The sequence below is a fragment of the Streptomyces sp. NPDC107559 genome (assembly GCF_055657365.1).
Genome location: NZ_JBVKBD010000003.1, coordinates 310,547 through 325,594 on the forward strand (window position 1 = coordinate 310,547; position 15,048 = coordinate 325,594).

Here is a 15,048-nt window from a genome sequence, read left to right on the forward strand (position 1 = left end):
ACCAGCCCTGGCGGACATCGCGCGACAGGTCCCGTAAATCCCGTGTGTCCCGTACGACCTGACGAATCCGGGCAGGTCAGACGGGCGGACGGGGCGTGCCGGCCCGCGTGATGGCCGACTCGACGGCGGCGACCCGCTCGGCGAGCAGCCCGAGCGCGGCCACCGCCTCGCTCAGCGCACCGGTCAACGCCTCGGCCGTCGCCCCGGCCGCGATCGCGTTCGCCGTCGCGTTCGCCGTCGCGCTCGTCGTCGCGCTCGTGGTCACGGGCGTCGTCCCGGGGAGCGGGCCGCCGACGGGTCCGCCGAGTCCCCGGGCGCGCAGGTACGACGCCTTCACCTCGGCCCAGCGCGCGGCCTGCGCACCGGACAACGTGCCGCGCAGCTCGGCCAGTTTGAGCAGGTTGGCCTCGGCCCCGGTGGTGAGGGTCTGGGCCTCGGCCCGGTAGTGGTCGTCGACGACGGCGTCGAGTTCGGCGTCGTTCATGACCGGCCGGATCGCCTGGACGATCTTGTTCATGTCGCGGTAGGAGCCCTGGAGCCGGAACGGCGGCTCGGTGCGGGCGTCGTCGCTCTGCGCGGCGGAGGCGATGTAGGCGGAGTTGACGGCGAGGACCGTCTCGCGCGCGGTGAGCAGATGGCGCAGAACGGCACGGATCCGGTCGAGTTCGGCGGGTGCACAGGGGTGGGCGAGGTCGTCCACGCGCGCCGTGGGGTCGTCGGCCGCCAGCCGCAGCAGCAGGTCGAGGTCGGCGCGGTCACGGCCGGCCAGCGGGGCCAGCACCGGGTTCGCGGTAAGGGCGTTCTCCACGAAGCTGACGGAGAAGGCGTCCTCCTTGCCGGTGAGCACGTCGCCGAGGTTCCACACGTCGGCCCGGCTGGCGAGCATGTCGGGAACCGTGAAGCGGCTTCCGGACTCGGTGTAGGGGTTGCCCGCCATGCAGACGGCGAAGCGTTTGCCGCGCAGGTCGTAGGTGCGGGGCTCGCCGTCGTGGACGCCCTCCATCCGGCGGGTGGCGTCGCACAACGGGATGAACCGCTGGAGCAGTTCGGGCGAGGTGTGCTGGATGTCGTCGAGGTAGAGCAGGGTGTTGCTGCCCGCCGCCAGCGCGAAGTTGATCCGCTCGACCTCGCGCCGGGCGGTCGCGTTCGGGGCCTCGGCCGGGTCGAGCGAGGTGACGCCGTGACCGAGCGCGGGGCCGTCGACCTTGACCAGGACGAGGCCGAGGCGGTCGGCGACGTACTCCATGAGGGTCGTCTTGCCGTAGCCGGGCGGGGAGACGAGCAGCAGCAGACCGCCGGTGTCGGTGCGCCTGGACTCGTCCGAGGTGCCGATCTGCCGGGCGAGACTGTCGCCGACGAGCGGCAGACAGACCTCGTCGACGAGACGGTTGCGCACGAACGTGGTCAGCACCCGCGGCCGCAGCTCGTCGATCCGCAGCCGGGAGCGCTCGGCGGCGAGCAGCGCGGTGCGCCGGGCGGTGTAGGCGCGGTGGCCGGGGACGGCGTGGGCGCGGAAGTCGTCGGTGCGGGCGAGGAACTCGTCGAGGCGCAGGGTGAGGGTGCGGCGGGTGATGCGCGGATGGGTGCCGAGCAGCCCAGTCACGGCCGCGGTCAGCGGTGCCTCGCTGTCGTGGCGCACCAGCTCCGGGCAGAGTTCGGCGGCGACGGCCTCGGCGAGGTCCCCGGGGCCGGTGTCCGCGCCGGTGGCGGCGGTGTACGCGGACAGCCACCCCTCGACCAGCTGCCGGCGCTCGTCGAGGCTGTCGAGGGCGGCGAGGTCCTGCTCGTAGGCCGATGTGCCGACCGTGCGGCGGAACTTGTCGAGGAGGGTGCGGCCGGCCGCGCCGATGACGAAGCCCTCGGGGCCGGTCGTCAGCTCCTCGAAGAGGTACGCGGCCGCCGCCGGGCCGATCTCGGCCGCCAGTTCCGCCTGGAGGTCCGCGATCGCGGGCACGGTCCCGAACGTCTCCCGGGCCCGGGCCAGCGACACCGCCCGCCGGGTCAGACTCTGGCGCCGGGCGGCGCCGGTGCCGTGCGCCCAGAACAGCTGGGCGGCGGCGCGGGCGGCGCTCTCGTGGCGCAGCACGCCCGCGCCCGCGTGCAGCCGCAGCAGCGCGGTGAGGATCGCGGTGGCGTCGTGGTCGTGCACCCCGCGCTCGTAGCCCTCGTCGTACGCCGTCTGCGCCGCCCGGCTCACCAGCGCGGGCAGGTCGGCCTCCGCCAGGGCGGCGGGGCCGTGCTCGGCCAGCAGCCGGGCCGCGAGGTGCTCGCCGCGGTAGACGGCCGCGGACTCGGAGGGCAGCGGCCGGTCCCAGTAGGGGCGGGTGGCGGCGAAGTCCGGGTCGGTGACCGGGGCCCGGTAGTCGGTGCCGGTGAGCGCGAGGGCGAGACCGTCGCCGTGGGGGACCAGCGCGAGGTCGAGGGGCTGGGTGTTGACGGCGAAGGTGTGCCGTCCGAGGCGCAGGGTGCGGCCGCCGTCGGTGTACAGGTCGGTGCGGTCGCGCAGCGCGCGGTGCGCGTCCTGGCGGGCCGCCTTCAGGTGCCCCGTCAGCTCTTCCGCCCGGCCCGGGTCGCCGAGTGCGCGCAGTTCGCCGGCGGTGCGCCGGACCTTCTCGACCAACGGGTCGGAGGTGAAGAACGTGCTGATCGCGTCGGCGGTGTCCAGTGCGGCGGCGCGGCGGGCGAGGGTCGCAAGGACGCGTGCGGCGGCGGCCGCCAGCTGTTCGGTGCGGCGGGCGCGGGCGTCGGCGAGGGTCTGCTTGCGGGCGGCGAACGCCTCGTACACCTCGGTCCGCCGGTCCGCGAGCTCGCCGAGGAAGTCGTCGAACCCGGAGAAGCGGGCTTCGAGGTTCTCCAGCTGCACCAGCAGGGCGGCGAGCCGGCTGTCGCACGCCTCCTCGCTGTCGGCCGCCGCGAGGGCACCGACGACCGACTGCCCCAGCAGCGCGAACTCGGCGGCGAACTCGGCGCGCCCCTCGTTCTCGCGCAGTTCGCGGCGGCGGGCGTCGAGGGTGGCGCGGACCCGGTTGACACCGCCCAGCACCTCGGCGACACGCTCCAGGATCGAGGTGCGCACGGTGGCGTCGCCGATGTCGAGTCCGGCGACCACCTCGGTGACCGTGCGCAGGCCGTCGTCGAGCTCGTCGAGCCGGCCGGTCAGGGGTGCGGCCTCGGCGGCCGTAGGGATCACCTCGGCGGCCGCGAGCAGCCGCTCGATCTGCTGGTGGTGACCGGCCAGGGCGTCCTCGCGGGCCAGGAAGGCCACCGCGCGCTGCCCGAACGAGGCGAGGTCGGTGCCGACCCCGGCGGCGAGCTCGTCGATGCGGGCGGTGTCGGCGTACCGCAGCTCCTTCAGGTTCAGCAACCGGCCCTGGGCGTGCCGCAGTTCGGTCAGTCCCGTGACCCAGGAGGCGGCGTCGCGGGGGGCCTCGCCGCGCAGCCGCCGCACGAGCGAGGTGATCCGCTCCGCGGACTCGTCGAGGGCGTCGGCGGCCCGGCGGGTCAGCGTCCGGACCGTCTCGAACTCGGTGACGACCTGCCCGGCCGTGTCCCGGACCGCGTCCAACGGGGTGCGCAGATCGCCGAGTCCGGGCTCGCCCAGCCAGTGGTGGGTGTCGGCGATCCGGACGCAAGCGGCGCGCAGGGCCTCGTACACCCCGGTCGTGGGGGGTGTCCCGGCGACGGACCCGGCGAGGGTCAGACAGTCGGAGATGCCCCGTACGAGGTCGGCGTTGCCGATCCGGGACAGCGGTCCGGAGCCGGCCGGCCGGGCGGCGGCGCGGGTGTCGGACTCGTACGGCGACGTCCACAGCTGGAGCGGATGCACCCGGGCCGGTTCGGCACCGGCCGGGTCGGTGCGCAGCACGGTCAGCGATCCGTCGTCGAAGAGCGCCCATCCCTGGCAGGTCAGCGGGGTGGAGATCTCCTTGCGGATCAGGTTGTACGGCAGCAGGAGACTGCGCCCCGCGCCGGGCGCGTGGTACGCGTACAGCACGTCCTCGCCGTTGGGCGAGCGCACCTCGCGCTCGAACTCCAGGCCCTCGGTGTCGAGGTCGAAGGTCCGGTGGGCGCCCGTCGCCGCGAGGCAGTAGCCGCCGGGAAAGACGATGCCCCGGTCCTCGGGCAGCCGGCGGCAGGACTGCCCGACGGCGTCGAGCCGGACCACGGTCTTCGTCAGGGTGTGGAGGACGAAGTGGCGCCAGGCGGTCTCCTTGTAGGGGCGCACCCGCAGCAGGAGCAGGGCGCCCACCCGCGCGTACTGGATGTCCGCGTCGGCGAGGGACTGGAGGGGTTCGTCGACCGGCTCGGTGTGGATCGCCCGGTCCGTCTCCGTGTCGTCCTCGGTCTTGACGGTGAGGCTGCCGCCGACGGTCGCGACGAAGACCTCGCCCTCGACGGACACGTGCGGCCGACGGCCCGGGACGTGGTCCTCGCGGGTGGTCTCGGTCCAGGTGAAGTCGTGGGACGGCGGGAAGACGTGGTCGCGCTCGCCACGCGCGTCGAGGAACGTCACCCGGCCGTCGTCGGCGAGCGCCCAGCGCAGCACCCGGATGTCGTCCGGCTTCTCCCCGGTGCGGAAGACGGCGAGCAGCCGGCCGTCGACGTGGCGCAGCCGCAGCAGGCGGGTGTCGCGGTAGTAGCGGTGCAGGGCGGCGAACTCGCGGACGAAGCCGGGGTCGTCCAGCAGACCGGGCACCGCGTCCTCGGGCAGCCGGTTCAGGTCGCGGTCGCGCAGGGTGAGGACGTCGCCGACGGCCGCCTCGGCCCGCAGCCCGAGGACGGTGTGGGCGCCGAACAGCAGACGGTCCCCGACGGCCACGACGTCGGCGGGCACGCAGGCCCGTTCGGTGCGCAGCTGTCCGGTCCCGGCGAGCGCGAGCCGGGTCGCGCCGAACTCCTGCACACGGCGGGAGTCGAGGGCCTGCGCGCGGCGGGCCAGGTCCTCGGCCTGTGCGGCCAGCCGGTCGCGCAGCACCTCGTACGTGCCGGCGTCCAGGCGGGGGTCCGCGGCGGTGTCAGAAGCGGTCCTCGGGCCGGGACCCGCTGCGGAGCCGGGTGCGGTCCTCGGGCCGGGACCCGCTGCGGAGTCCGGAGCGGTCTTCGGACCGGGGTCCGCTGCGGAGACCGGTGCGGTCCTCGGACCGGGGCCCGCGGCGGAGTCCGGAGCGGTCCTCGGGCCGGGGTCCGCGGCGGTGTCCAGGCCGGTTGCCATGGGGTCGGGTTCCCTTCGAGACGTTCGGGCGGTACGGCCCGCAGCCGCCGTCCCCTGCGCGGCGGCTGCGGGCCACGGGCGCGGCGCTCAGACCCGGGAGCTGCCGTTCAGCGCGGTGAGCGGCAGGTCGGACAGACCCAGCTCGCCGGCCCGGTCCATGAGCTGCTGGAGCCGCCCGGCCTGTGGAGAGCCGCCCGACTTCATGAGCTGCATCAGCAGCGCGGACACCGTCAGGTTCTGCACGTCCGCCGTCGACACCTGGCCGAGGAGGCGGCCGAGGTCCTCGGTGAAGCTCGACGACCCGTCCAGCCAGGGCTTCGCCAGCGCCTGTGCCGTCGCGGAGTTCTCCAGGAACCCGTCGACGCTCCTGCCCAGCGCGATCGAGTTCACCAGCCGGTCGAAGAACACGGACTCCCCGCCGACGATGTCGATGTCGGCGTGCTCCAGACCCGTGGCCAGCACCGTGGCCTGCGCCTCGGCGACCTGCCGCTGCGCGTCGAGACCGGCCAGCCGGATCTCCTTCTCCGCCTGGAGCCGCAGCCGGTACTCCTCGTGACCGCGCGAGGCGTCGTCGAGGGCCGCCATCGCGGCCGCCTTCTCGGTCAGACCCGCCGCCTCGGCCTTGAGCTTCTCGCCGATCGCGGTGGCCTCCGCGAGCGCCTTGGCCCGCGCGCCCTCGGCCTCGGCCCGCAGCAGCGCCTCGGTGCCCTCCGCCTCCGCCTGCATCCGCGCCCCGGTGGCCACGGCCTGGGCCCGCCCGGCCTTCTCGACGACCTCGGCCTCCTTGTCGCGGACCTGCACCTCGGCGAGACCGGCCGCGGCCGTCTCCGCCTGGACGCCCTCGGCGAGCCGCAGCTTGGCACGGGCGTCGAGGTCGGCCGACTTCAGCCGGGCCTCCGCGAGCGTCAGCTGCTCGGCGGACCGGTGCCGGGCCGCCACCTCCGCGGCCTCGGCCGCCTTGATGTCCTTGACCAGCTTCTCCTGGGCCTCCGCCTCGGCCGCGATGATCACCGACTGGCGGGTCCGCTCGGCCTCCTCGACCACCCGCAGCTTCTTGATCGCCTCCTCCTGCTCGGCGACCGTACGGTCCACGGCGATCCGCTCCCGCACCACGTCCGCGACCTCGCGGCGCTCCGCCTCGACCTCCTTGTCCTTGGCGATGACCGACAGCGCGGTCTCCCGCTCCCGGGCGATGACCTCCAGCAGGCGGTCCTTCTCGATCCGCTCGTTCTCGACGGCGATGACCCGCTCGCGGTTCTTCTGCGCCACGGCGATCTCCCGGGCCTGGTTCTCCCGCTGGACGCCGAGCTGCTCCTCGGTCCGCAGGAACGCGCCCTGCGCGCCGAGGCGTTCCTCCTCCTGCACCTTCGCGGTGGCGGCCTCCTCGCGCGCCCGCAGCGTCTCGACCTCGCGCCGCTGCTTGATCTCCGCCTCGGCCTGCCGGCGCTCCAGCTCCAGGATGGTCTCCCGGGCGTCGACGTTCTGCCGGGTGATCTCCTTCTCCTCGGTGCGCTGGAACTCGTTGGTCCGCACGTGCTCGACCGTCGTCAGCTCGGTGATCTTGCGGATGCCCTGGGCGTCCAGGATGTTCGCCGCGTCCAGCTGCGACATCGGCGTCTGCTCCAGGAAGTCGATCGCCGCGTCGTCGAGGTGATATCCGTTCAGGTCGGTGCCGATGACCTGGATGATCCGGTCCCGGAACTCCTCGCGCTTGGTGTAGAGGTCCACGAAGTCGAGCTGCTTGCCGACCGTCTTGAGCGCCTCGGAGAACTTGGCCGCGAAGAAGTCCTGGATGGCCGCCGGGTCGCTGGCGGTCTGGGTGCCGATCGCCTGCGCGACCTTGATGACGTCCTCGACGGTCTTGTTGACGCGCACGAAGAAGCTGATGTGGATGTCGGCCCGGATGTTGTCCTGGCAGATCAGACCCTCGCGGCCGGTGCGGCGGATCTCGATCGTCTTCACCGAGATGTCCATGTACTCGGCCTTGTGCAGCACGGGCAGCACCACCGCGCCGGTGAAGGTGACGTCCACCTTCTTCGTCTTGGAGATGATCAGCGCCCGGCCCTGCTCCACCTTGCGGAACAGCGTGCTGAGCATGAACAGCGACGCGACCGCGACGAGGAGGACAACGGCGACGAGCACGGCGAGGCCCACAGTGATGGCATCCATGACATACGTCCTTGAGGCGTAAGAGAAAGAGGTGAAGCGTGAGGCGTGCGGTGGCCGGCGGGGCGCGCGGCTCTCAGGTCGGGTCGCCGCGCGGGTCGAGCGCCGCGTCGTACGGCGCGACCCAGAAGAACTCGCCGGCGTCGTCGTAGGCGTACAGCAGGCCGGTGCTTCCGCTGCCCAGCCGGTCGACGCCGGTCTGGCGGACCTGGACCAGCGCGGTCGAGCCGTCCGCGGCCGCGACCTCCGCCTGACCGAAGCCGACGCCCACCCGTCCGGTACGGATGGTGCAGGTCAGCCCGACGAAGTCCAGCCGGGACGGCCCTCGTTCGTCGGGCAGCAGCCGGTGCAGCGGCCGCACCAGCAGCCGGGTGAGCCACCGGGCGAGCAGCACGGCGCCGACCAGTACCGCCACCCCGCCCAGCACCCGCGGCACACCCGGCGGCACGAGCGGCTCCAGCAGGACGGTCGCGCTCAGACTGAAGAACCAGGCGAACGCCGTCAGCAGCGAGAAGGCCACCGTCACCGGCACCCCGCCCAGCCCCCACCCGTCGAAGTGCCCATGCGCATGGGCGTCGAAGCCGTGCGTCTCGGCCGCGCCGAACGCGACCAGGAGCCAGAAGGCGACGACCACGACCAGGGCGGACGTGAACAGCAGCGTCGGAAAGCCGGTGACGGCCGTCAGAAACGCCTGCATGTCCCCTCCCTCGTTCCGCCGCGGCGACCCCCCGCCACGGCTCCCCACCGGGCACGGACGCCGGACACCTTGCCGGTGCCCGGCATCAGAACCGTCCGTGGTGCTCCCCTGCGCCCATGGTGCAGTTCCATGAACGCTTCGCGCATTGCCGGTCTCCGGCAATGTTCACTAAGGTCTCCCTGCCGGTCGGCGTCAGGAACGCGTCACCGAAGCGTCAAGAGGGCGGGGGCAGGGTGTCGGAACGGGAGATACCCGAGCAGTATCTGACCGGGTACGCCCAACTCCTGGCGGACGTCGCGGTATCCGGCCGCCGGCTGACCCGCGACGAGATCGAGGCACGGCGCGCCCTCGGCGAACGGGCCGCCGAATCCGGCCACGGACTGCGCGCCCTGGTCGGCGCCCATCTGGCCGCCACCCGCGCCGCCTGGCCCGGCACCCTCCGCACGGCCGACAGCACCCTCGCCGCCATGCACCAGGCCGTCGACGCCTTCGCCGAGGGCTACGAACGCGCCCAGCGCCTGGCCGTACGCCAGGAGGAGGCCGCCCGCCGGGAGTTCATCGACGACCTGCTCCACGGCCGCAGCAACCTGGGCCGGCTCGCCGAACGCGCCGAACGCTTCGGCCTGCTCCTGTCCCACACGCACGCCGTCGCGGTCGCCCAGGGACCGGCCGCCTACGACGAGGGCGACCCGGCCGCACGCCAGGTGGAGCAGGCGCTCATCGGCCGCTTCGGCAACCGCGGCGTCCTGCTCACCACGAAGGAGGGCCGGCTGCTGTGCGTCGCGCCGGGCGACCAGGACGAGGTGCTCGTCCACTTCGCCCGGCAGGCGCACGCGGCGACGGACGGCGGGCTGATCGCGATCGGCCGCGCGCAGCCCGGCCCCGGCGGCATCAGGCAGTCCTACGAGGAGGCGCTGAACAGCCTCGACCTGGCCGGGCGCCTCCAGCTCGACGGCCCCGTCCTGCGGGCCGCCGACCTGCTGGTCTATCCCGTCCTCGCCCGTGACCGGCAGGCCATGGCCGACCTCGTCCTGAACGCCCTCGGCCCGCTCACCGCCGCCCGCGGCGGCGCGCAGCCGCTGCTCGACACCCTCACCGTCTACTTCGAATGCGGCTGCGTCGCCGCGGAGGCCGCCCGGCGGCTGTCGCTGAGCGTGCGCGCCCTGACGTACCGTCTGGAACGCATCCACCAGCTCACCGGCGCCGACCCGGCCTCCCCGACGCACCGGTACATGCTCCAGACCGCGGTCATCGGCGCCCGGCTGCTGGACTGGCCGGCCACCGGCCTGTGACCCGGCCGGCACCCGAGGCCCGGCCCGGGCCAGGTCTTACGGACCGGTGACGTGTGCGGCGTGGCACCGGTGCGGCGCGGGCCCGGGATCTAGCGTGCAGGCCATGCGTGTACTGGTCACCGGCGGTGCCGGGTTCATCGGGTCCCATGTCGTCGAGACGCTGGCGGAACACGGGCACGAGGCCGTCGTGTTCGACGTGCGCACGGAACCGGGTGCCGACGTCCGCGACGCGGCGGCGGTGCGGCAAGCCCTGTCCGGCGTGGACGCCGTGTGCCACCAGGCGGCGATGGTCGGACTGGGCAACGGCTTCGCCGACGCGGCGGAGTACGTCTCCCGCAACGACCTCGGTACGGCCGTGCTGCTCACGGCGATGGCCGCGGCGGGCGTGGGCCGGCTCGTACTGGCCGGGTCGATGGTGGTGTACGGCGAGGGGCGCTACCGGTGCGAAGGGCACGGGGTGGTGCGGCCGGGGCCGCGGGCCGTCGCCGACCTGGAAGCCGGACGGTTCGAGCCCCGGTGCCCGCACTGCGGCGAGGAGCTGACACCGGGGCTGGTCGGCGAGGACGCCCCGGCGGACCCGCGCAACGTGTACGCGGCCACCAAGCTCGCCCAGGAGCATCTGGCCGCCGCGTGGGCCCGCGCGACCGGTGGTTCGGCCGTGTCGCTGCGCTATCACAACGTGTACGGGCCCCGGATGCCCCGCGACACCCCGTACGCGGGCGTCGCCTCCTTCTTCCGCTCCGCGCTCGCCCGCGGCGAGGCCCCCCGCGTCTTCGAGGACGGCGCGCAGCGCCGGGACTTCGTGCACGTACGGGATGTCGCGGCGGCCAACCTGGCCGCTCTCACGGCCGTCCCCCGGGAGGGGGCACTGACCGCGTACAACACCGGCAGCGGCGAGCCGCACACCGTCGGCGAGATGGCCCGGGCGCTGGCGGCCGCCGCCGGCGGGCCGGAGCCCGTCGTCACCGGGGAGTACCGGCTCGGCGACGTGCGCCACATCACCGCGGACTCCACCCGGCTGCGGACCGAACTGGGCTGGCAGGCCGGAACGGGGTTCCAGGAAGGTATGCGCGAGTTCGCCCGGGCCCGCCTGGCCGGAGACGCCGGGTAGATCCCGGCCGACCGCTCCGGCGGCCGGGCACGCCGCACGGCAGGCCCGGCCCCGACCGCCCTGCCGCGCGAGCCCGCCGGACGAAAGGCCCAACCCCGACCGCCTTGCCGCGCGAGCCCGCACCGCAAGCCCGGAACCGGCCCGAACGCCCCGCCGCACGAGCCCGCACCGCAAGCCCGGAACCGGCCCGAACGCCCCGCCGCACGAGCCCGCACCGCAAGCCCGGAACCGGCCCGAACGCCCTGCCGCACGGGCAAGCACCGCAAGCCCGGGACCGGCCCGACCGCCCTGCCGCACGGGCACGCCGGACGAGAGGCCCAACCCCGACCGCCCTGCCGCACGAGCACGCACCGCGGGCCCGGGACCGGCCCGAACGCCCTGCCGCGCAGGCACGCCGGACGAAAGGCCCAACCCCGACCGCCTTGCCGCGCGGGCACGCACCGCAAGCCCGGAACCGGCCCCAACGCCCTGCCGCGCGAGCCCGCACCGCAAGCCCGGAACCGGCCCGAACGCCCGGACCGGCCCGTGCGGGCACGCTCAGGCGTGGGCCGTCGGCAGGATCACCTCGAAGCAGCAGCCGCCGGGGATGTTGCGTACGGCGGCCCGTCCCTGGTGGGCCTCCACGATGCCGCGGACGATGGCGAGACCGAGGCCCGCGCCGGCCGGAGGCGTACGCGCGTGCGTCCCGCGCCAGCCGGTGTCGAAGACCCGCGGCAGATCCGCCTCGGGGATACCGCCGCAGCCGTCCGTCACCGAGAGGACCACGCCCTCGGGCGACCGTTCGGCCGCCACCGCGACCGTGCCGTCCGCCGGGGTCCGGCGGATCGCGTTGACCAGCAGGTTCCCCAGAACCCGGCTCATCTCCCTGCCGTCCACCTCCACCGGCACCGGTTCGATGCGGCCGCCGACGAGCCGTACGCCGTGCTCGCGGGCGAGCGGGTCGACTCCCGCGAGGGCGTCGCCGATCAGGTCGTACAGCGACATCCGGGACGTGGACAGGGCGAGGGCGCCGGCGTGGATGCGGGACAGTTCGAACAGGTCGCCCACCATGTCGTTGAGCCGCTCGACCTCGGTGCGGATCTGGCGCAGATAGCGGGCCGGGTCGGCGGCGACCCCGTCCTCCAGTGCCTCGGACATCGCGCGCAGACCGGCGAGCGGGGTGCGCAGGTCGTGCGAGATCCAGGCGACGAGCTCCCGGCGGGAGGACTCCAGGGCCCGTTCACGGTCGCGGGACTCGGCGAGCTTCGCGCTGGTCTCGGCGAGTGCCCTGCTCAGCGCCTCCAGCTCGGCGGTCGCCGGGCCGTCGGGTGCGGCGAAGTCGCCGCCGTCGCCGAAGGACCGGGCGGCCTGCGTGAGCGCCCGGCTGCGGGCGACCACCCAGCGGCCCAGCAGCAGCGCGGTCGCCAGGGACACGACGGCCGCCATCGCGACGACCGTCGTCACGACGCTCAGATCGTGCGCGGACAGGAACATCGCCCAGGCCACGGCCAGCGTCCCCGCGAGCATCGCGGTCACCGCCACGGCGACGACGACGGCGAGCGACGCGGTCAGCGACCGCCGCCGGATCAGCCACAGCACGGCCGCGCCCGCCACCCCGGCGGCGACGGCCCCGAGGAAGGCGAACAGTGCGATGAGGAGTATGTCGCGCACAGGTCACACCTCCCCCGCCGTCGTACCGGGTGCGGGGGCGGATGCGGACCCGGCCGTCTCGAAGCGGTACCCCACCCCCCACACCGTCTGGATCAGCCGGGGCCTGGCCGGGTCGTCCTCGATCTTGCCGCGCAGTCGGCGGACATGGACCGTGACGGTCGACAGGTCGCCGAATTCCCAGCCCCAGACCTCGCGCATGAGGTCCTCGCGGCCGAACGCCCGGCCGGGATGCCGCAGGAAGAAGGCGAGAAGGTCGAACTCGCGCAGGGTGAGGGCGAGTTCGGTGCCGTTCTTGGTGGCACGGCGGGCGGCCGGGTCCGCGGTCAGACCGGCCGCGCTCAGCGGGCGCGCCCCGGTGCCCGGCCCTCCGCTCCCGGCGGACCGGGTGCGGCGCAGGACCGACTCCACCCTCAGTACCAGCTCCCGGGGGCTGAACGGCTTGGTGACGTAGTCGTCCGCGCCCACCTCCAGCCCCAGGATCCGGTCGTCCTCGTCGCCGCGCGCGGTCAGCATGATGACCGGCACCGGGCCGCGCTCCCGGATCCTCCGGCAGACCTCGAGGCCGTCGATGCCGGGCAGCATCAGGTCGAGCACCACCAGATCCGGCCGGTGCGCGGCGGCGCGGGCCAGCGCGGCCGGCCCGTCCCCGGCGCGGTCCACGTCGTACCCGGCACGGTCGAGGTAGCCGGAGACGACCTCGGCCACGGTGGGATCGTCGTCGACGACCAGGACCCGGGCGGCCCCGGCCCGCGTCGACCCGTTCGGCTGTTGCTCCATGCGGCCAGCCTCGCACCGTACGGCCGCCGGTGCCGTCCGCCGCCGCCGACGTCCGTGTTTCGTAAGGAGCTGACGTCCGATATGCGGCTTTGGCGTCCGTAGGGTGAGAAGCGTGACGACCTCTCCTCCACCATCGGACGTCGATGTGGTGCTCCCCTGCCTGAACGAGGCCGGAGCCCTGCCCTGGGTGCTGGAGCGCATCCCGCCGGGCTGGCGCGCGCTCGTCGTGGACAACGGCTCCACGGACGGCTCGGCCGAGCTCGCCCGCAGCCTCGGCGCGACCGTCGTGCACGAGCCGCGCCGTGGCTTCGGCGCCGCCTGCCACGCGGGTCTGACCGCGGCCACCGCGGACATCGTGTGCTTCTGCGACTGCGACGCCTCGCTCGACCCGTCGCTGCTCGTCCCCTTCGTCCACGAGGTACGGTCCGGTGCGGCCGACCTCGTGCTCGGGCGGCGCCGCCCGCAGGGCCGGGGCAGCTGGCCCGCGCACGCACGGGCCGGCAACCTCGCGCTCGCCCGGATGCTGCGCCGCCGCACCGGCCTGCGCCTGCACGACCTCGGCCCGCTGCGGGCCGCGCGCCGCACCTCTTTGCTCGCGCTCATGCTCACCGACCGCCGGAGTGGGTACCCGCTCCAGATGGTGGTCCGGGCCGCCGACGCCGACTGGCGGGTCACCGAGCACGACGTGCCCTACCTCCCGCGCACCGGCGCCTCGAAGGTGACCGGGACCTGGCGCGGGACCTGGCAGGCGGTACGCGACATGCGCCGCGTGCTGGCCGAGCCGCCGCTGCCGCGCCGGGACGGCCCCCCGGGCCGGGGCCGCGGAACCCCCGGCCCGCTCTCCTCTCAGCAAGGGGGAAACTCCCAGTGACCAGCCTTCTCGTCATCGCCAAGGAACCGCTGCCGGGGCGGGTGAAGACCCGGCTCACCCCGCCGTTCACTCCCCGCGACGCCGCCCGGCTCGCGGAGGCGGCCCTCGTGGACACACTGCGCACCGTGGCGGCGACCCCCGCGCGGCGCCGCGTGCTGGTGCTGGAGGGACGGCCCGGTCCCTGGCTGCCGCCCGGCTTCGACGTCGTACCGCAGTGCGCGGGCGGCCTCGACGAACGGCTTGCCGCCGCCTTCGCCGGTTGCGCCGGCCCGGCCCTGCTGATCGGCATGGACACCCCGCAGGTGACGCCCGAGCTGCTCACCGTGGACTTCACCGGCCACGACGCCTGGTTCGGCCCCGCCGAGGACGGCGGTTTCTGGGCTCTGGGCCTCGCCCACCCCGACCCCGCGCTGGTGCGCGGGGTGCCGATGTCGAGTCCGACGACGGGTGCGGTCCAGCGCGCACGGCTGGTCGCCGCCGGGCTGCGGGTACGCGATCTGCCGCGGCTGCGGGACGTGGACACCGTCCAGGACGCCGAGGCGGTCGCCGGGTCGGCGCCCCGCACCCGCTTCGCCGCGGAACTGGGACGACTCCGGGCGGTAACCGGCCGATGAGCACCTCCCGTGAGTTCGCACCGCCGACGACCACCGCGAAAGCCCGTACGGGCAGCCGGCCGCGCCGCCTCCTCGACGGCGTACCGCCCTCCTGGTCCGCCACCGCCTACGCCGACGCCCTGGACGCCGGGCAGGGCCCGCTCTTCCTGCGCCGCACGGACGGGTGGCTGCTGCCGCTGGAGGTGGAGCGCTGGTGCGCGGCGGCGGACGCCGCGGACGGGTCCGTCCTGGAGCGCTGCGAGGGGACCGTGCTGGACATCGGATGCGGGCCCGGCCGGCTGGTCGCCGCCCTCGGCGCGCGCGGACTGCCCGCCCTCGGCATCGACGTCAGCGAGGCCGCCGTCGCCCACACGATCCGCCTCGGCGGGCGGGCGCTGTGCCGGTCCGTGTTCGATCCGGTCCCCGGCGAGGGCCGCTGGAGCACCGCCCTGCTCCTGGACGGCAACGTCGGCATCGGCGGCGACCCCGTGGCCCTCCTCGACCGCGTCGCCCGCCTGGTCGTCCCCGGTGGGCTGCTGATCGCGGAGACGGTGCCGGTGGACGTCGACGAACGCGCCCAGGTCCATATCGTCCATCTGGCCGGACCCCAGGGCGGCACGGACGTCCCCTTCCCCTGGGCCCGCCTGGGCACCCCGGCCCTGGTCCGGCACGCGGCGCG

The 15,048-nt window shown here is 74.6% G+C and carries 9 protein-coding genes and 1 pseudogene; 5 read left to right on the forward strand and 5 right to left on the reverse strand.

Annotated features, from left to right (window positions below):
- Positions 1 to 76: 76 nt before the first annotated feature.
- The 3 genes from ACZ7OY_RS12840 to ACZ7OY_RS12850 form a co-directional block, all read right to left on the reverse strand.
- Positions 77 to 5,212, reverse strand: a complete 5,136-nt coding sequence (locus ACZ7OY_RS12840) for a DNA repair ATPase (RefSeq protein ID WP_471911431.1) — start codon at positions 5,210 to 5,212, stop codon at positions 77 to 79.
- 87 nt (positions 5,213 to 5,299) lie between these two features.
- Positions 5,300 to 7,381 (reverse strand): flotillin family protein, encoded by a 2,082-nt coding sequence (locus ACZ7OY_RS12845; RefSeq protein WP_471911432.1) that lies wholly within the window; start codon positions 7,379 to 7,381, stop codon positions 5,300 to 5,302.
- A gap of 73 nt (positions 7,382 to 7,454) precedes the next feature.
- A complete protein-coding gene (locus ACZ7OY_RS12850) occupies positions 7,455 to 8,075 on the reverse strand; it encodes a hypothetical protein (RefSeq protein ID WP_471911433.1) in 621 nt (206 codons plus the stop codon).
- 233 nt (positions 8,076 to 8,308) lie between these two features.
- On the opposite strand from ACZ7OY_RS12850, the gene ACZ7OY_RS12855 reads away from it, so the two are divergent.
- Together ACZ7OY_RS12855 and ACZ7OY_RS12860 are read left to right on the forward strand one after the other, a co-directional pair.
- Positions 8,309 to 9,367: a PucR family transcriptional regulator gene (locus ACZ7OY_RS12855; protein WP_471911434.1), complete on the forward strand. Its 1,059-nt coding sequence runs from the start codon at positions 8,309 to 8,311 to the stop codon at positions 9,365 to 9,367.
- Positions 9,368 to 9,470: 103 nt separating this feature from the next.
- A complete protein-coding gene (locus ACZ7OY_RS12860; protein WP_471911435.1) occupies positions 9,471 to 10,478 on the forward strand; it encodes an NAD-dependent epimerase/dehydratase family protein in 1,008 nt (335 codons plus the stop codon).
- Positions 10,479 to 11,015: 537 nt separating this feature from the next.
- Here the strand turns inward: ACZ7OY_RS12860 and ACZ7OY_RS12865 are convergent.
- Positions 11,016 to 12,128: a sensor histidine kinase gene (locus tag ACZ7OY_RS12865; protein ID WP_471911436.1), complete on the reverse strand. Its 1,113-nt coding sequence runs from the start codon at positions 12,126 to 12,128 to the stop codon at positions 11,016 to 11,018.
- Between the two features lie 3 nt (positions 12,129 to 12,131).
- The gene (locus tag ACZ7OY_RS12870) at positions 12,132 to 12,905 is read right to left on the reverse strand and encodes a response regulator transcription factor (RefSeq protein ID WP_471911437.1); all 774 of its coding nucleotides are present in this window, start codon (positions 12,903 to 12,905) and stop codon (positions 12,132 to 12,134) included.
- Between the two features lie 103 nt (positions 12,906 to 13,008).
- Here ACZ7OY_RS12870 and ACZ7OY_RS12875 point away from each other — a divergent pair, with 103 nt between their 5' ends.
- The 3 genes and pseudogenes from ACZ7OY_RS12875 to ACZ7OY_RS12885 form a co-directional block, all read left to right on the forward strand.
- On the forward strand, positions 13,009 to 13,776 hold the full coding sequence (locus ACZ7OY_RS12875; RefSeq protein WP_471911438.1) for a glycosyltransferase family 2 protein: 768 nt from the start codon (positions 13,009 to 13,011) through the stop codon (positions 13,774 to 13,776).
- On the forward strand, positions 13,773 to 14,390 hold the full coding sequence (locus tag ACZ7OY_RS12880; RefSeq protein WP_471911439.1) for a TIGR04282 family arsenosugar biosynthesis glycosyltransferase: 618 nt from the start codon (positions 13,773 to 13,775) through the stop codon (positions 14,388 to 14,390). The genes ACZ7OY_RS12875 and ACZ7OY_RS12880 overlap by 4 nt, the downstream gene beginning before the upstream one ends.
- Positions 14,387 to 14,959: pseudogene (locus ACZ7OY_RS12885) on the forward strand (class I SAM-dependent methyltransferase); the annotation flags it as partial. The gene ACZ7OY_RS12880 and the pseudogene ACZ7OY_RS12885, both read left to right, overlap by 4 nt.
- Positions 14,960 to 15,048 lie beyond the last annotated feature (89 nt).

Coding starts and splice junctions, on each gene's coding strand:
- ACZ7OY_RS12845 (WP_471911432.1), bottom strand. CDS start 7,381: ATGGATGCCATCACTGTGGGCCTCGCCGTGCTCGTCGCCGTTGTCCTC.
- ACZ7OY_RS12840 (WP_471911431.1), bottom strand. CDS start 5,212: ATGGCAACCGGCCTGGACACCGCCGCGGACCCCGGCCCGAGGACCGCT.
- ACZ7OY_RS12860 (WP_471911435.1), top strand. CDS start 9,471: ATGCGTGTACTGGTCACCGGCGGTGCCGGGTTCATCGGGTCCCATGTC.
- ACZ7OY_RS12850 (WP_471911433.1), bottom strand. CDS start 8,075: ATGCAGGCGTTTCTGACGGCCGTCACCGGCTTTCCGACGCTGCTGTTC.
- ACZ7OY_RS12870 (WP_471911437.1), bottom strand. CDS start 12,905: ATGGAGCAACAGCCGAACGGGTCGACGCGGGCCGGGGCCGCCCGGGTC.